We start from the raw sequence: 15,928 nt of genomic DNA, 5'->3' as shown, positions 1-15,928 counted from the left end.
ACCGGCTCCGGCTCGGGCAAGTCCACCGGTTCCACAACGCGTAGCCGCAAGCCGGCCGCGCCCAAGGTTGACGACACGGAGGCGAAGACCGCCGCCGCGAAACCGGCCGCCAAGAAGCCGGCAGCAAAAAAGCCGGCGGCAGCAAAACCGGCTGCCAAGAAGCCTGCAGCGAAGAAGCCGGCCGCGGCCAAGGCAGCAGTTGAGCCTGCTGCAGCTGCGTCAGCCCCGGTAGAACCCGCTGCACCGGCCCGCAGCAAGCTGCATATCTCGGACACCGAGGTGGCGATCGAAATCGCCGACATGCACAAGTGGTATGGCGATTTCCATGTCCTCAAAGACATCAACCTGCGCGTCATGCGCGGCGAGAGGATCGTCATCTGCGGCCCGTCCGGCTCCGGCAAGTCGACAATGATCCGGTGCATCAACCGTCTGGAAGAGCACCAGAAGGGGAAAATCGTCGTCGATGGCATCGAACTCACCGATGACCTGAAGAAGATCGACGAGATCCGCCGCGAAGTCGGCATGGTGTTCCAGCACTTCAACTTGTTTCCACACCTCACGATCCTGGAAAACTGCACGCTTGCCCCGATCTGGGTGCGCAAGATGCCGAAGAAAGAGGCCGACGAGGTCGCGATGCACTATCTCGAGCGCGTCAAGATCCCCGAACAGGCCCACAAGTATCCGGGGCAGCTATCCGGCGGTCAGCAGCAGCGTGTGGCCATCGCCCGCTCGCTGTGCATGAACCCGCGCATCATGCTGTTCGATGAGCCGACCTCGGCGCTCGATCCGGAGATGATCAAGGAAGTGCTCGACACGATGGTTTCGCTCGCCGAAGACGGCATGACGATGCTGTGCGTGACCCACGAGATGGGCTTCGCGCGCCAGGTCGCCAACCGCGTCATCTTCATGGATCAGGGGCAGATCATTGAACAGAATGAGCCTGCGGCCTTCTTCGACAATCCGCAGCACGAGCGCACCAAGCTCTTCCTGTCGCAGATCCTGCACTAGGCGGGCAGGGCGCCAGGCGCCCGTCGCCTTCAATGCTGCTCACGTAAGCAAAAGCCGCGGACGTCGCCGTCCGCGGCTTTCTTTTTGCGTCGCAATTTAGCAATGACTGTTAGCGGCTGCTCTGCTGCATCAGCGGCGTGATGCGGCGCACCGCGACACGGCGGTTCTGACGCTCTGCGCGTTCAGTCTCGATCTTGAGATCGCTTTCGCCATAGCCCTGGGTCACGATGTTTTCCGGCGGAACGTCATAATATTCCGACAGAGCGATGGCGACGGACTCGGCGCGGGCGTCCGACAGCGCCAGGTTGGAGACGTTGTCACCAACGGCGTCCGTGTGACCCTCGATCAGGAAGATCTCTTCTGGATTTTCCTTGATGATCTCGGACATCGCGAAGCCGATCCCGTCAAGCGCATCGATCTGCGAGCGGCTGATCGTGGCCGAACCGGTCTCGAAGGTGATCGTGCTCAGGTCGACGCGGCGCAGTGTTGCACGCACCGTCGGCTCGTTGCGGATCTCTTCCAGCGAGTAATCGCGTTCGATTTCGACGACAGGCGGAGCCTGAAGGGTCTGCGAGATCACACGGCGATTGGCGCGACGGCTATCCACGATGTATTCATCCTGCGGGATGGTCAGGCGGATGGGATCACGACGAACCGGACGTCGACGTTCGCCAAAACGTTCCTGATCGATCAGCACGACAGTGCGCCCATTCGGCGCCTCACGCACACGGCGGATGATGTTGCCGCGACGGTCACGCACGGTAATGATGCGAACGCCGTTCGGGCGCTCGACCACGGTGCGGGTCCGACCGTTCGGCAGGTCGACGGTGCGACGGTCGTTCCGGTCACGGCCAAAGCGGCGGTCATCGTCGGCGCGGACGCGCACGTCGCCATCTTCATTGATGATCACGCGGCCGCTGATGCCGGGAATGCCGAGATCGACGACGAGATTGCCGTCGTCGTTGCGGCGACGTCCTGCACGACGGTCGAAGTCGCGGTCGTCGCCACCACGGCGTGCGCGCTGGCTGTCGTCACCACGGCGGTCATCATCACCGCGGCGGGCACGCTGCTGGTCGTCGTCACCGCGACGGCGGCGATCGCCGTCCTCGGCCTGCTGTTCAGGAGCCTGCTGGAGCTGCTGCGTGCCCTCCTGCTGCTGCTGATCCTGATTGGCCTCGCGACGCTGACGGCGGGGAGCTTCTTCCGTCGCCTGCTGCGGCGTGGCTTCCTGCTGCTGAGCTGCGGCTTCTGCGGCCTTCTGCTGCTCGGCAGCCTGCTGCTGAGCTGCGGCTTCTGCGGCCTGCTGCTGTGCAGCGGCTTCTGCGGCCTGCTGCTGAGCTGCGGCTTCTGCGGCCTTCTGCTGCTCGGCGGCCTGCTGCTGTGCAGCGGCTTCTGCGGCCTGCTGCTGTGCGGCAGCCTCTGCAGCCTGCTGCTTGGCAGCTTCCTCGGCGGCCTGCTGATGGCGAAGCGCCTCTTCAGCGGCTTCCTGCTGATTCTGTGCCTGGCGGTCCGAGGGCTCCACGTAATTCTGCTCGGGAGTCTCGACCTTGCCATCCTGGGCAAATGCCGGAACGGCGAGGCTCGCCGAGGCGAAAACCGCCGTGGCAATGACCAGTTTGGATGTGGTGTATTTCATTGGTTGCACCTTGGTTGGGGGAGTGTGCAGTTAAGCGATGGTCGTTGCCTCGATGACCAACATGGCAAAGTCCGGCTGAACCTCACCTGAACGACGCTTTCTTGCGCGGTTTCCTCAAAATCCATCGCCCCGCCTGAATGAATTCAGGTCAGATCAACACCAAGGTCCGAGAAAGGTTCCGCGCTCTCAGGCTCCTGTCTGGATGTCCCGTGAGGCGTCGCCGCCCCATTCGGCCCACGAGCCATCGTAGAGGCCAGCCGGCTTATTGCCGGTGATTTCCAGAGCGAGGGAAAGAATGGCCGCCGTTACGCCGGAACCACACATGGTCATTACCGGGCGGGACAGGTCGAGCCCCGCATCGGCAAACGCGCGCTTCAGCTCGTCATTGCCCTTCAAGGTTTTGTCTTCGTTGAGAAGATTGCCGAAGGGCAGGTTGCAGGCACCGGGCACGTGGCCCTTGCGCAATCCGGGGCGGGGTTCATCCGCTTCGCCGGCAAACCGATTGGCTGGGCGGGCATCGAGAAGCTGGACATGGTCCGGCCGCGCAGCGACCTCATCGGCATCCACCACCATGCCCGCGTTGCGGCGCGCGCTGAAATGGCTATGCCGGACCTTCGGAAGTTCGTCGGTCACGGGACGGTCTTCGGCCATCCACTTCGGCAACCCGCCATCAAGAATCGCAACGTCCTGATGGCCCATGGCATGGAACATCCACCACACGCGCGGAGCTGAAAACAGGCCGGCTTGGTCGTAGACGATGATCTTCTGACCATCGCCGATCCCGAGCGCGCGCATCCGCGAGGCGAACTTCTCCGGGCGCGGCAGCATGTGCGGCAGGTCGGAGGCGTCATCCGAGATGTCGTCGATGTCGAAGAAGATCGCGCCCGGAATATGGGCTTCGTTGTATTCTGCGCGTCCATCGCGGCCGGTCGGCGGCAGGTGCCAGCTTCCGTCGATGACGAGAATATCCGGCGCATCCATGTGGTCGGCCAGCCAATCAGTCGAAACCAGATACTTGTCGCGATTGTCGCTCATTGTGGTCGTTCCCCTCCAGGATCAGGCAAGCGCGATGCGGATACGCCTGTTTTCGCGGCCTTTTTTCTCGATTTTCTTGACGATCAATGTGCCGATTTCGGACGTGTCAGCAACATGGGTGCCGCCGCAGGGCTGACTGTCGACGACTCCGTCCTCACCGATCAGCACGAGCCGGATGCGGCCGGCCCCGCGCGGCGGGCGCACGTTCTTCGACTTTACAAGCCCCGGGTTCGCTTCCAGGTCGGCTTCGCTGATCCAGTTCGTGGTGACGGGATGGGAGCCTGCAATCATCTCGGCAAGCGCAGCGTTGAGGTCGTCCTTCAAGGGCGGATCGCCCGGCATGTCGAAATCGACGCGCGACTCGGTTTCACCGACGGATGCGCCGGTGATGGGGAAGGGGCAGGCAACCGACAGAAGGTGACACGCCGTGTGCATCTTCATCAGGTTGTGCCGCCGCGCCCAGTCGATCTCGCCGCGAACGCTATCACCGACACGCGGCAGGTCGGCACCGTCCGCCGGTACGTGGACGATCTCGCCCGGCACTTCGCCCTTCACCGTTTTGGCGATGATGATCTGCCGGCCATCATCAAGCGTCAGGGACCCGGTGTCGCCCGGTTGGCCGCCGCTGGTCGCGTAGAAGGCGGTGTCATCGAGGAGGATGCCGCCGCGTTCGTTGATGGCGACAACGCGCGCGTCGAACGATCGCGCGTAGGCATTGCGGCTGAACAGTGGCTCGGCAGGGTCGCTCATTCGTCGACGAACTCCGGGCTGACGGACGAACCCGCCTCAAGCCACGCGGGAACGGGTAGGTCCTTGGAGCGCAGGAAGTCCGGGTTGTAGAGCTTGGACTGGTAGCGCGAGCCGTGATCGCACAGGATGGTGACAATGGTGTGCCCGGGGCCAAGTTCGCGTGCCAGGCGGTAGGCCCCGGCGAGATTGATCGCGCTGGAGCCGCCCAGAAGCAGACCTTCCTCTTCCGCGAGCGTGAACAGCAGCGGAATCGCCTCCTCATCCGGCACAAGGTAGGCGGTATCGACCGGAATGCCGTCGATCACCGGTGTATTGCGCCCGAGGCCGATGCCTTCGGCCACGGACCCGCCGTCGCTGGCGACAGCCTCGCCGGTGGTGAACAGCGAATACATCGCGGCACCTTCCGGGTCGGCGCAGGCGATGCGGACGTTGCCGTTCTGCTCCTTGAGGTAGGTCGAGATGCCGGCCAGCGTGCCGCCGGTCCCGACCGCGCAGACGAAGCCGTCGACCTTGCCAGCGGTCTGATCCCAGATTTCCGGGCCGGTCGTGACGTAGTGGGCTTTGCGATTGTCGAGGTTGTTCCATTGGTCGGCGAACAACACGCCATTCGGCTCGCTTTCTGCAAGCTTCTCCGCCGTTCGGCGCGCCACGTGCTGGTAGTTGTTCGGGTTCGAGTAAGGAAGAGCCGGAACCTCCACCAGTTCCGCGCCCGCCAGCCGCAACGTGTCCTTCTTTTCCTGGCTCTGCGTGTCGGGCATGACGATCACGCTGCGATAGCCGCGCGCACGCGCAACAAGCGATATGCCGATGCCGGTATTTCCCGCAGTGCCTTCCACGATGAGCCCGCCAGGCTTCAGGTCGCCGCGTGCTTCCGCTTCGAGGATCATCTGCCGGGCCGGACGATCCTTCACCGACTGGCCGGGATTCATGAATTCGGCCTTGCCGAGAATGGTGCAGCCGGTCTCCTCGGAGGCGCGCCGCAGCTTGATGAGCGGCGTGTTTCCGATGGTTTCGACGATATCGTTGGCAATCTTCATGGGATGTTCGGCGCTTCCTGAAATTCGGGCGGAGAGGGTATCCGCGCAAAGATAGGGCGGCAACACCACGCGCGCCGTTGCAAACAGACTATTGGCCTAGAGATCCTCGAAAATCTTGAGCGCGCGGTCGCGCGCCTCGCCATGATCGACAATCGGCTCGGGATACGTATCACCGAGCGTCACGCTTGCCTTTTCCAGCACGTCCTTCGGCGCCTTCCACGGCTTATGGATGTACTTGTCCGGCATGTCCGCCAGTTCCGGCACGTGGCGGCGCACGTAATCCCCCTTGGGATCGAATTTTTCGCCCTGCAGAACCGGATTGAACACGCGGAAATAGGGCGCAGCGTCCGCGCCGCTGCCGGCGACCCACTGCCAGCTTGCCGTGTTGTTGGCGAGGTCGGCATCCAGCAGCGTGTCCCAGAACCAGTCCTCGCCCGTGCGCCAGTCGATCAGCAGGTCCTTGATGAGGAAGGACGCGACGACCATGCGGATGCGGTTGTGGATGATTCCATCACGCCAGAGCTCGCGCATCCCGGCATCGACGATCGGGTACCCGGTGCGCCCGCGCTGCCAGGCGGTCAGCGCCTTATCGTTCTTCTCCCACGGGAAATTGTCGAACTTCTCCTGCAGGTTGTCCTTCAGGATTTTCGGAAAGTTATAGAGCAGGTTGTGGGAGAACTCCCGCCAGCCGATTTCGGAGAGAAACTTCGCGGCATCGTTCTCCGGCACATCGCCCTTGTCGACCGCGTGGTTCACCGCGCGCACGATGGTGTGCGGGCTGATCTCGCCGTGATGCAGGTGGGCGGACAGCCGCGACGTGTGGTCCTTGTCGGGCCGGTCGCGCATCTTGCCGTAGCCGTCCAGCTCGCTGTCGATGAAATCGCGCAGGCGTCCGCGTGCGCCGTCTTCCCCCGGTTGCCAGCGTTCAGAGAAGTTCTCTGCCCAGTTCGGGGTGGTGGGGAGCAGTTTCCAGTCATCCAGATCGTCGCTGCCGAGATCGCCGGATGCGTCCTTCATCTCGCGCGGGGCGGCATGCAGCGTGTCGCGCCAGCCATGTTCGCGCGCCGAGCGCCAGAACGGTGTGAAAACCTTGTATGGATTGCCCTCCTGCGTCTTCACCTCCCACGGCTCCACCAGCAGGTTGCCGGGGTGGCTGACGGGGTTCAGGTCGCGCTCCTTGAGCGTGTCCTTGATCTGCGTGTCGACGTCGAACTCGCCCGGCCCGTAACGCCGATTCCAGTGAATGTCCTCGGCGCCGGTCTTGTTGGCGATGTCGAGCAGGTGATTCAGCGCGTTGCCGCTGCGCAGCACGAGGCGGCCGCCCTTGTCGGCAATGGCCCCCGACAGCCTGGCGAGGCTGTGATGCAGCCACCACCGGGATGCGCTGCCCTTGGCCCGCAGTCCCTCGCTTTCCTCATCAAGGATATAGACCACGACGACACCGCCTTCGGCCCTTGCGGCTTCGGCGAGCGCGGGATTGTCCTCAAGGCGCAGGTCATTGCGCAGCCAGGCGATTGCAGGGGCATCAGGCATGGGGAAGGTGGTCTTTCGCGGGCAGTTCAAACGGGTTCGCAGACACTACGCAGTGCCGGCACGATTGGATGAACGCCGCGTGTTGCAAATCCGTTCTTCCGGCGGCACGCCCGAAATCGGCAGACCACAAAAGAAAAAAGCACGATCCGCGGACGGATCGTGCCTTGTTGCTTGAATTGGCTCCCCGGGCCGGACTCGAACCAGCGACAAAGCGGTTAACAGCCGCTTGCTCTACCAACTGAGCTACCGGGGAAAGCGCAATTCAGGGCCGCGGTAATAGCAGAGACATTTGCGTTTGCAAACCTTTTCAGACGCGTTTCCCATCACCAAGTTGAACGACTCCGAAAGACGCCTGCCAACCGGCGGGCGAGGAGGGCGCTTGACCACCCAGACCGACGAGCAAGACGCGGCGCGCTGCCGGACCGGTGATCGCAGGAAAGTCGGCTTCGGGCGCTTCAAGGTTGCGCTGCCGGCGACGCGCCTCGCGCGGACGGCGCTGGGCATCGCGCTGATCCTCGGCGGGCTGCTCTGGTTCCTGCCGGTTCTGGGATTGTGGATGCTCCCGCTCGGTGTCATTGTTCTTTCGAGCGACAGTGCAACGCTACGCAGATGGCGGCGCAGGGTGGAGGTAAAAGTCGTGGGTGCATTGCGAAAAATTAAAGCCGGATTTCGCAATTAACAAGATTTCGGTTAAATCCCGGAAATGTGTTTGCGCACAATTACTTAGTGCATGCCGCCCTGCAATCGTGTATGAATTTCGTCGCACCCGCAGTGCGGGCAGAAACGACAGCCGGCCGCCACGGCCCGGCGATGCAGGGAGAGGGGCTCCATGGCTTCAAGGCCGAAGACCGCATCACGCAAGAGCACGGCGAAAAAGCCGTCGGGTTCCGCCAAGCTGGAACTGAGCAAGGATCAGGAACTCGAAGCCTACCGCATGATGCTGCTGATCCGCCGCTTCGAGGAGAAGGCGGGCCAGATGTACGGCATGGGCCTGATCGGCGGTTTCTGCCATCTCTATATCGGCCAGGAAGCGGTTGTCGTCGGCGTCCAGCTCGCGATGATGGACGGTGACCAGGTCATCACAAGCTACCGGGACCACGGCCACATGCTGGCCACGGGCATGGAATCACGCGGCGTGATGGCCGAGCTGACCGGTCGCGAGGGCGGCTATTCCAAGGGCAAGGGCGGCTCGATGCACATGTTCTCCGTGGAAAAGGGTTTCTACGGCGGCCATGGTATCGTCGGTGCGCAGGTGTCGCTCGGCACGGGTCTCGCCTTCGCCAACAAGTACCGGGAAGACGGCAAGGTCTCGCTGACCTATCTCGGCGATGGTGCCATCAACCAGGGCCAGGTCTACGAGAGCTTCAACATGGCCAAGCTCTGGAGCCTGCCGGTCGTCTACGTCATCGAAAACAACAAGTACGGCATGGGCACGAGCATCAACCGTGCCTCGTCCACCACGGACCTGTCCCAGCGCGGCGCGTCCTTCGACATTCCCGGCGAGCAGGTCGACGGCATGGACGTGCGCGCCGTCGAGGACGCCGCGAAGCGCGCCATCGAACACGCGCGCTCCGGCAAGGGCCCGTTCATTCTCGAAATGCTGACCTACCGCTATCGCGGCCACTCCATGTCCGATCCGGCGAAGTACCGCTCCAAGGAAGAGGTGCAGAAGATGCGTCAGGAGCATGACCCCATCGAGCAGGTGAAGAAGCGGCTGCTGGACCAGCATTCCATGTCCGAGGACGAGCTGAAGTCCATCGACAAGAAGATCCGCGAGACCGTGGCCGAAGCCGCCGATTTCGCCCAGTCGAGCCCCGAGCCCGATCCGTCGGAACTGTGGACTGACGTCTACGCCTGAGCGCCCCAGTGCGCGGCGCTGAAACCGCGCGTCATGCGAGGAAACGAACAAGATGCCGACTGAAGTCCTGATGCCAGCCCTGTCCCCGACCATGGAGGAGGGCACGCTTGCCAAGTGGGTGAAATCCGAAGGCGACACGATCACCGCCGGTGACGTGATTGCCGAAATCGAGACCGACAAGGCGACCATGGAGGTCGAGGCGGTCGATGAGGGCACGCTCGGCAAGATCCTCATTTCCGAGGGCACCGAGAATGTGAAGGTGAACACGCCGATCGCCGTCATTCTCGGCGAGGGCGAATCCGCCGACGACATCGACGCTTCGCCCAAGTCCGGCGGCGAGGCGAAGGCCGAACCCTCGAGCGAGGACGATGAAGCCGAGAGCAAGCCGGAGAGTGACGGCTCGCGCGCTGGCGATCTCGCCACGCAGGATGCGCCCGTCGCGCCCGCCGTTCAGACGCAGCTCACCCGCGAAGAGCCGCCGGCGGACACGGAAGTGCCCAAAGGCACGGAAATGGCCGACACGACGGTGCGCGAGGCACTGCGTGACGCGATGGCGGAGGAAATGCGCCGCGATGGCGATGTCTTCGTCATGGGCGAGGAAGTTGCCGAGTACCAGGGCGCCTACAAGATCACGCAAGGCTTGCTGGATGAATTCAGCGCCAAGCGCGTCATCGATACGCCGATCACCGAGCATGGCTTTGCCGGTCTCGGCGTCGGTGCGGCGCTGACGGGCCTGCGCCCCATCGTCGAGTTCATGACCTTCAATTTCGCAATGCAGGCGATCGACCAGATCCTCAACTCCGCCGCCAAGACGCTTTACATGTCCGGCGGGCAGATGGGCTGTCCCATCGTGTTCCGTGGGCCGAACGGCGCCGCTGCGCGCGTCGGTGCACAACACAGCCAGGACTATGCGGCCTGGTATTCGCAGATTCCCGGTCTCAAGGTCGTGCAGCCGTGGACGGCTGCCGACGCCAAGGGCCTGCTGAAAGCCGCCATCCGCGACCCGAACCCGGTCATCTTCCTCGAAAACGAAATCCTCTACGGTCAGACCTTCCCGGTCCCGCAGGTCGAGGACTGGATCGTCCCCATCGGGCGGGCCAAGGTTGTCAAGTCAGGTGATGCGGCGACGATCGTGTCCTTCGGCATCGGCATGACCTACGCCATGAAGGCAGCCGACAAACTTGCCCAGGACGGCATCCAGGTCGAGGTGATCGACCTGCGCACCATCCGCCCCATGGATATCGAGACGGTGGTGAAGTCGGTGAAGAAGACTGGCCGCGTCATCAGCGTCGAGGAAGGCTGGCCGCAGTCCGGCGTTGGTGCGGAAATCGGTATGCGCGTCACCGAGCTTGCCTTCGATTGGCTCGATGCGCCCCCGGTCCGCGTCTGCGGCAAGGACGTGCCCATGCCCTATGCTGCCAACCTGGAAAAGCTTGCCCTGCCGAGCGTCGATGAAGTCGTCGCGGCGGTGAAGAGCACCCTCTACCTCTGATACGTGCGGCCGTCGGCCAGAACCGGAAGCGAAGCAAACAATGCCCATCAAGATCCTGATGCCCGCGCTGTCGCCCACCATGGAGGAGGGCACGCTCGCCAAGTGGCACGTGAAGGAAGGTGACGAGGTCAATTCCGGCGACGTGATCGCCGAGATCGAGACCGACAAGGCCACGATGGAAGTCGAGGCCGTGGACGAGGGAAAGGTCGGCAAGATCCTCGTCGAAGAAGGCACCGAGGCGGTGAAGGTCAACGAGTTGATCGCGCTGCTGCTGGAAGAAGGCGAAGACGAGAGCGCGCTGGACGAAGTGTCCGGTGGCGACGCGCCGGCCAAGCCGAAAGCGGATGCCAAGGCGGATTCAAAGCCCGATGCCGAGGCAGGCAAGACCGCAGAGGCCGCAGAGAAGAAGTCCGAGAACGCCGCACCGGCGAAGAAGGACGATGCCGGTGCCCAGCCGCGCGCCAGCGGTGGCGGCGCGTCCGTCCCCAACGACGTGAAGGCAGGCCCCGCACCGAAGGACGACAAGGGCGAGCGCATTTTTTCCTCGCCGCTCGCGCGCCGCATCGCCAAGGCCGAGGGCATCGACCTGTCCGCCGTGAAGGGCAGTGGCCCGCATGGCCGCATCGTCAAGAAGGACGTGGAAGATGCGATCAGCTCGGGCGGGGCGAAAGCTGCGCCGGGCAAGGCGGCAGAACAGGGCAAGAAGGCCGATGCGCCGGCCAAGGCGGCTTCTTCCGCGCCGCCGTCGGACGACCAGGTCCTCAAGCTCTTTGCCGAAGGCTCATACGAGTTGATCCCGCACGACGGGATGCGCAAGACCATTGCCAAGCGGATGACGGAAGCACGCCAGCAGGTGCCGGCCTTCTACATCACGCTCGATTGCGAGATCGATGCGCTGCTGGCCCTGCGTTCACAGCTCAACGCGGCCGCGCCGGACGTCGATGGCAAGCCGGCGTACAAGATTTCAGTCAACGACATGGTCATCAAGGCCATGGCGATGGCGCTCAAGGCGAAGCCTGCCGCCAATGTCTCGTGGACCGAGAGTGCCATGGTGCGCCACAAGAACGTCGATATCGGCGTCGCGACCGTGCTGCCGGGCAACGGGCTGATCACGCCGATCATCCGCCGGGCGGAGGAAAAGTCGCTGTCCACGATTTCAAACGAGATGAAGGACCTTGCTGGCCGTGCGCGCGACAAGAAGCTGAAGCCCGAGGAATACCAGGGCGGCACCACGGCGATTTCCAACCTCGGCATGTTCGGCGTGAAAGACTTCACCGCCGTCATCAACCCGCCGCACGCCTCGATCCTTGCGGTTGGCGCGGGCGAGCAGCGCCCGGTGGTGAAGGATGGCGCGCTGGCGGTTGCGACGATCATGAGCATCACGCTGACCTCCGACCATCGCTGCCTCGACGGGGCGCTTTCGGCGGAAGTCATCGGATTGGTGAAGCGCTACATCGAGAACCCCATGTCCATGCTGGTTTGACGGGCAGGAATTGGAGACGTTTCTCGATATTCTTGTTGCGATCTCGATCCCGGCGATGATCGGATCGATGCTTCTGGATCACATGCGAAAGCCGAAGCAGAAGACAAACGGCTTGGAAAAGGACGAGACAGACCCGGAGTTGCGATAGCGCAAGGGCGCGCAAAGGAGGCGGTTCCAAGGTGGTGGTGACACCATTCACTCACTGGAGACGCCCCATGAGCCACACGCCCCACGAACTGCATGACGAGTTCCCCGAGCACGCCGAGAAGATTCATGCGCTCAAGGTCTCAAGTCCGCACTTCGCGCAACTCGCGGGCAAGTATCACGAGGTCAACCGCGCCATTCACCGCGCCGAGACCGAAGTCGAGCCGACGGATGACTTTCATCTGGAGGATCTGAAGAAGCAGCGCCTGGCGCTGGTCGATGAACTGGCGGGAATGCTGCGCCAGCCATGATGGAGTGACCTGACACGCATGACCATATCGATCCGACCCGCGACGCAGGCTGATGCGTCCGATATGGCCGTGCTTGTCGATATCGCGGGCCACGGCCTTGCTGCCTATTTCTGGGAGAAGGGCCGCGGTCCCGATAGTCCTGACTCGGTGCTGGAGATCGGTCGCTTGCGCGCTTTGCGTGACGAAGGTTCATTTTCCTGGCGCAACGCCTTCATGGCGGAACTTGACGGCCGCGTTGCCGGCATGCTGACCGGCTACATGCAGCCCGACGATTTCGACACGTCCGAGTTCGCCGAACTCGGCCCGCTCATCCGCCCGCTGGCGGAGCTGGAAGCGATGGCGCCGTCGACTTGGTACGTCAACGTGCTGGGCACCCATGCGGAATTCCGCGGCCAGGGTGTCGGTACGGCACTGCTGCGCAAGGCCGATCAGATTGCGAGCGAGGCCGGCGCCAAAGGCCTTTCGGTGATTGTTGAAAATTCCAACGCCGGTGCACGCGCACTCTATGAACGCGAAGGCTACGCGGTGACGGGCGAGCGCGACTTTGTTGCGTTCAACGAACGTGGCAAGTCGACCAAATGGCAACTTCTGACCAAGGCGCTGTGACGCGCCGGGACCGATAGAGAGCAGGCAGGACACATGGCAGACAGCTACGACGTTATCGTGATCGGCGGTGGGCCGGGCGGCTACGTGACGGCCATACGCGCGGCACAGCTCGGCCTGAAGACGGCGGTTGTCGAGCGCGAGCACCTGGGTGGCATCTGCCTCAACTGGGGCTGCATCCCGACCAAGGCGCTGCTGCGTTCTGCCGAGATCTACCACTACATGCAGCATGCCAAGGATTACGGCCTGTCGGCCAAGGATATCGGCTTCGATGCCGCTGCCGTGGTCAAGCGCTCGCGCGGGGTTTCCGGACAGCTCAATGGTGGCGTCGGCTTCCTGCTGAAGAAGAACAAGGTCGATGTGATCTGGGGCGAGGCGAAGATTGCCAAGCGCGGCGAGGTGACCGTCTCCAAGCCGGAGAAGAAGGCCATGGAGCCGCAGCACCCGGTGCCGAAAGGCGTCAAGGAGCCCGGCACCTACAAGGCCAAGCACATCATTGTTGCAACAGGCGCGCGCCCGCGCGTGCTGCCGGGCATCGAGCCGGACGGCAAGCAGATCTGGACCTATTTCGAAGCCATGGTCCCGCAGGAGATGCCGAAATCGCTGCTGGTCATGGGCTCGGGTGCCATCGGTATCGAGTTTGCCAGCTTCTACAACACCATGGGCGTCGACGTGACGGTCATCGAACTGCTGCCGCAGATCATGCCGGTGGAAGACGCCGAGATCGCCGGTATTGCACGCAAGCAGCTTGAGAAGCAGGGCATCAAGATCCTCACCGAGGCTAAGGTCGCCAAGGTGACGAAGTCCGGATCGGGCGTCGCCGCAAGCGTCGAGACCAAGGATGGCAAGACGCAGGAGCTGAAGGCCGACAAGCTGATCTCCGCCGTCGGTGTCGTCGGCAATATCGAGAAACTCGGCCTTGAAGACCTCGGCGTGAAGACGGAGCGCGGCTGCGTGGTGATCGACGGCTACGGCCGCACCAATGTCGAGGGTATCTACGCCATCGGCGATGTCGCAGGCCCGCCGATGCTCGCCCACAAGGCGGAGCACGAGGGCGTCATCTGCGTCGAGAAGATCGCAGGTCTCGATGCGCACCCGATGGACAAGCTAAAAATCCCCGGTTGCACCTATTGCCATCCGCAGGTGGCCTCGGTCGGCCTGACGGAGGCCAAGGCCAAGGAGGCCGGCTACAAGGTGAAGGTCGGGCGTTTTCCCTTCACCGGAAACGGCAAGGCCATCGCGCTTGGCGAGCCGAACGGACTGGTGAAGACCATCTTCGACGAAAAGACAGGTCAGCTGCTGGGTGCGCACATGGTCGGAGCCGAGGTGACGGAACTTATTCAGGGCTATGTGGTTGCCATGACGCTGGAAACGACCGAAGAAGAGCTGATGCACACGGTCTTCCCGCACCCGACGCTGTCGGAAATGATGCACGAAAGTGCGCTGGACGCGTACGGACGTGCGATCCATATCTAGACGCGTCACCTAGAGGCAACAAAGGAGACCTAATATGGCTGGTTACGGATTTCTGATGTCGATCATCATCGGCGCACTCGCCGGATGGATCGCCGAGAAAATCATGAAGGCAGACCACGGGCTGCTGACGAACATCCTTCTCGGTATCTTGGGCGCTGTCGTCCTCAATCTCATTCTCGTGGCCGTCGTCGGCTCGACGCTTGGTGGCTTCATCGGCCAGCTGATCGTTGCCGTCATCGGTGCCTGCGGGCTGATCTTCGCCTACCGCGCGATCCGCTCGCGCTAAGACTTGAACGGGGTGGGTCCCTTCAAATGGATACACGAGCGCTACTGATTTTCTTGCTCATCGGCCTGATTGCAGGCTGGCTGGCCAGCTTTATCGTCGGCGGCGGGGGGCTGCTGCGATACTTGCTGACCGGCGTCGTCGGTGCGTTTGTCGGCGGCTGGCTTGCGAACCGGTTCAATTTCAGCTTCGGTTTCGGCAATGCCTTCGTGGAGCAGATTCTGATCGCCACCATCGGTGCAATCATAGTCGTGCTTATCGCAAGGCTGCTCGCCTGAACTGACGCGCAGGGGTACTGCCGCACATGGTCACGCTCGTCGATACCGTATCGGGCAAGCCGATTCGTCCTCGCCACCCGGAAAAGGCGAAGCGTCCAGACACGCCTGTCCTGCGCAAGCCGGAATGGATTCGCGTGAAGGCGCCAGGCTCGCCGGTCTACCGCGAGACAATGGAGATCGTGCGCGAGCACAACCTTGTCACGGTCTGCGAGGAAGCCGGGTGTCCGAATATCGGTGAGTGCTGGTCGAAGAAGCACGCGACCTTCATGATCCTCGGCGAGATCTGCACGCGCGCCTGTGCCTTTTGCAACGTGCGCACGGGTCTTCCCGAAAAGCTCGACCTGGACGAGCCGACCCGCGTGGCGGATGCGACGCTGAAGCTCGGTCTGGAACACGTCGTCATCACCTCGGTTGACCGCGACGACCTGGAAGACGGCGGTGCGAAGCATTTCGCCGACGTCATCCGCGCCATCCGCGAGGCGAGCCCCAAGACAACGATCGAGGTGCTGACGCCCGATTTCCTGCGCAAGCCCGGCGCACTGGAAACGGTGGTCGAGGCAAAGCCGGACGTCTTCAACCACAACCTTGAAACCGTGCCTTCGCTCTATCTCACCGTTCGGCCCGGTGCGCGGTACTTCCATTCCATCCGCCTGCTGCAGCGGGTGAAGGAGCTTGACCGCGAGATGTTCACCAAGTCCGGCATCATGGTCGGGCTTGGCGAAGAGCGGAACGAGGTCCTGCAGCTGATGGATGACCTGCGCGTCGCCGACGTGGATTTCCTGACCATCGGCCAGTACCTACAGCCGACCCGCAAGCACCACCCTGTCGACAGGTTCGTGACGCCGGAGGAGTTCAAGTCCTTCGCGACCGTCGCCTCCGCCAAGGGCTTCCTGCTGGTCTCGTCCAGCCCGCTGACGCGTTCCTCGCACCATGCGGGCGATGACTTCGCCAAGCTGCGTGCCGCCCGCGCTGGCGCGGCAAGGGCCTGAGCGGCGGCACCT

Annotated in this window: 16 protein-coding genes and 1 tRNA gene; 11 read left to right on the top strand and 6 right to left on the bottom strand. The window is 63.0% G+C overall.

Annotated features, from left to right (window positions below; all coding sequences use genetic code 11):
* Nucleotides 1-300 precede the first annotated feature (300 nt).
* Complete coding sequence (locus tag ACKTEK_RS07380) at nucleotides 301-1,008, top strand: amino acid ABC transporter ATP-binding protein (protein WP_409164908.1); 708 nt, start codon at nucleotides 301-303, stop codon at nucleotides 1,006-1,008.
* Nucleotides 1,009-1,117: 109 nt separating this feature from the next.
* Here ACKTEK_RS07380 and ACKTEK_RS07375 read toward each other — a convergent pair whose 3' ends face one another.
* From ACKTEK_RS07375 to ACKTEK_RS07350, 6 genes are all read right to left on the bottom strand, one after another.
* Complete coding sequence (locus ACKTEK_RS07375; RefSeq protein ID WP_409164583.1) at nucleotides 1,118-2,644, bottom strand: OmpA family protein; 1,527 nt, start codon at nucleotides 2,642-2,644, stop codon at nucleotides 1,118-1,120.
* Between the two features lie 186 nt (nucleotides 2,645-2,830).
* Entirely contained in the window at nucleotides 2,831-3,679 is an 849-nt protein-coding gene (gene sseA / locus ACKTEK_RS07370) for a 3-mercaptopyruvate sulfurtransferase (RefSeq protein WP_409164582.1), read from the bottom strand.
* Nucleotides 3,680-3,700: 21 nt separating this feature from the next.
* Complete coding sequence (locus ACKTEK_RS07365) at nucleotides 3,701-4,429, bottom strand: alanyl-tRNA editing protein (RefSeq protein ID WP_409164581.1); 729 nt, start codon at nucleotides 4,427-4,429, stop codon at nucleotides 3,701-3,703.
* On the bottom strand, nucleotides 4,426-5,466 hold the full coding sequence (locus tag ACKTEK_RS07360; RefSeq protein ID WP_409164580.1) for a cysteine synthase A: 1,041 nt from the start codon (nucleotides 5,464-5,466) through the stop codon (nucleotides 4,426-4,428). Before ACKTEK_RS07360 ends, ACKTEK_RS07365 begins: the two co-directional genes overlap by 4 nt.
* A gap of 96 nt (nucleotides 5,467-5,562) precedes the next feature.
* Nucleotides 5,563-6,999, bottom strand: a complete 1,437-nt coding sequence (locus ACKTEK_RS07355) for a cryptochrome/photolyase family protein (protein ID WP_409164579.1) — start codon at nucleotides 6,997-6,999, stop codon at nucleotides 5,563-5,565.
* Nucleotides 7,000-7,176: 177 nt separating this feature from the next.
* Nucleotides 7,177-7,252, bottom strand: a tRNA-Asn gene (locus ACKTEK_RS07350).
* A gap of 126 nt (nucleotides 7,253-7,378) precedes the next feature.
* Between ACKTEK_RS07350 and ACKTEK_RS07345 the strand changes: the two genes are divergently transcribed.
* From ACKTEK_RS07345 to lipA, 10 genes are all read left to right on the top strand, one after another.
* On the top strand, nucleotides 7,379-7,678 hold the full coding sequence (locus ACKTEK_RS07345; protein WP_409164578.1) for a hypothetical protein: 300 nt from the start codon (nucleotides 7,379-7,381) through the stop codon (nucleotides 7,676-7,678).
* 150 nt (nucleotides 7,679-7,828) lie between these two features.
* Nucleotides 7,829-8,857 carry a pyruvate dehydrogenase (acetyl-transferring) E1 component subunit alpha gene (gene pdhA, locus ACKTEK_RS07340; protein WP_409164577.1) on the top strand — a complete coding sequence of 343 codons (1,029 nt, stop codon included), beginning with the start codon at nucleotides 7,829-7,831 and terminating at the stop codon, nucleotides 8,855-8,857.
* A gap of 52 nt (nucleotides 8,858-8,909) precedes the next feature.
* Nucleotides 8,910-10,349 carry a pyruvate dehydrogenase complex E1 component subunit beta gene (locus ACKTEK_RS07335; RefSeq protein ID WP_409164576.1) on the top strand — a complete coding sequence of 480 codons (1,440 nt, stop codon included), beginning with the start codon at nucleotides 8,910-8,912 and terminating at the stop codon, nucleotides 10,347-10,349.
* A gap of 40 nt (nucleotides 10,350-10,389) precedes the next feature.
* Entirely contained in the window at nucleotides 10,390-11,832 is a 1,443-nt protein-coding gene (locus ACKTEK_RS07330; RefSeq protein ID WP_409164575.1) for a pyruvate dehydrogenase complex dihydrolipoamide acetyltransferase, read from the top strand.
* Between the two features lie 215 nt (nucleotides 11,833-12,047).
* Nucleotides 12,048-12,287 (top strand): YdcH family protein, encoded by a 240-nt coding sequence (locus tag ACKTEK_RS07325; RefSeq protein WP_409164574.1) that lies wholly within the window; start codon nucleotides 12,048-12,050, stop codon nucleotides 12,285-12,287.
* Between the two features lie 18 nt (nucleotides 12,288-12,305).
* Nucleotides 12,306-12,893, top strand: coding sequence for a GNAT family N-acetyltransferase (locus ACKTEK_RS07320; protein WP_409164573.1), 588 nt, complete (start codon nucleotides 12,306-12,308; stop codon nucleotides 12,891-12,893).
* Nucleotides 12,894-12,926: 33 nt separating this feature from the next.
* Entirely contained in the window at nucleotides 12,927-14,366 is a 1,440-nt protein-coding gene (gene lpdA, locus ACKTEK_RS07315; RefSeq protein ID WP_409164572.1) for a dihydrolipoyl dehydrogenase, read from the top strand.
* Between the two features lie 34 nt (nucleotides 14,367-14,400).
* Nucleotides 14,401-14,652, top strand: a complete 252-nt coding sequence (locus ACKTEK_RS07310; RefSeq protein ID WP_409164571.1) for a GlsB/YeaQ/YmgE family stress response membrane protein — start codon at nucleotides 14,401-14,403, stop codon at nucleotides 14,650-14,652.
* A 26-nt stretch (nucleotides 14,653-14,678) separates the two neighbouring features.
* Nucleotides 14,679-14,927: a GlsB/YeaQ/YmgE family stress response membrane protein gene (locus tag ACKTEK_RS07305; protein WP_409164570.1), complete on the top strand. Its 249-nt coding sequence runs from the start codon at nucleotides 14,679-14,681 to the stop codon at nucleotides 14,925-14,927.
* A 26-nt stretch (nucleotides 14,928-14,953) separates the two neighbouring features.
* Complete coding sequence (lipA, locus tag ACKTEK_RS07300; RefSeq protein ID WP_409164569.1) at nucleotides 14,954-15,916, top strand: lipoyl synthase; 963 nt, start codon at nucleotides 14,954-14,956, stop codon at nucleotides 15,914-15,916.
* Nucleotides 15,917-15,928: the final 12 nt, after the last annotated feature.

The organism is Tepidamorphus sp. 3E244 (assembly GCF_046159835.1).
Classification (GTDB): domain Bacteria; phylum Pseudomonadota; class Alphaproteobacteria; order Rhizobiales; family Tepidamorphaceae; genus JACKJK01.
The sequence above is the reverse complement of the archived record's forward strand: the minus strand, read 5'-3'. Positions and strand labels throughout refer to the sequence as shown.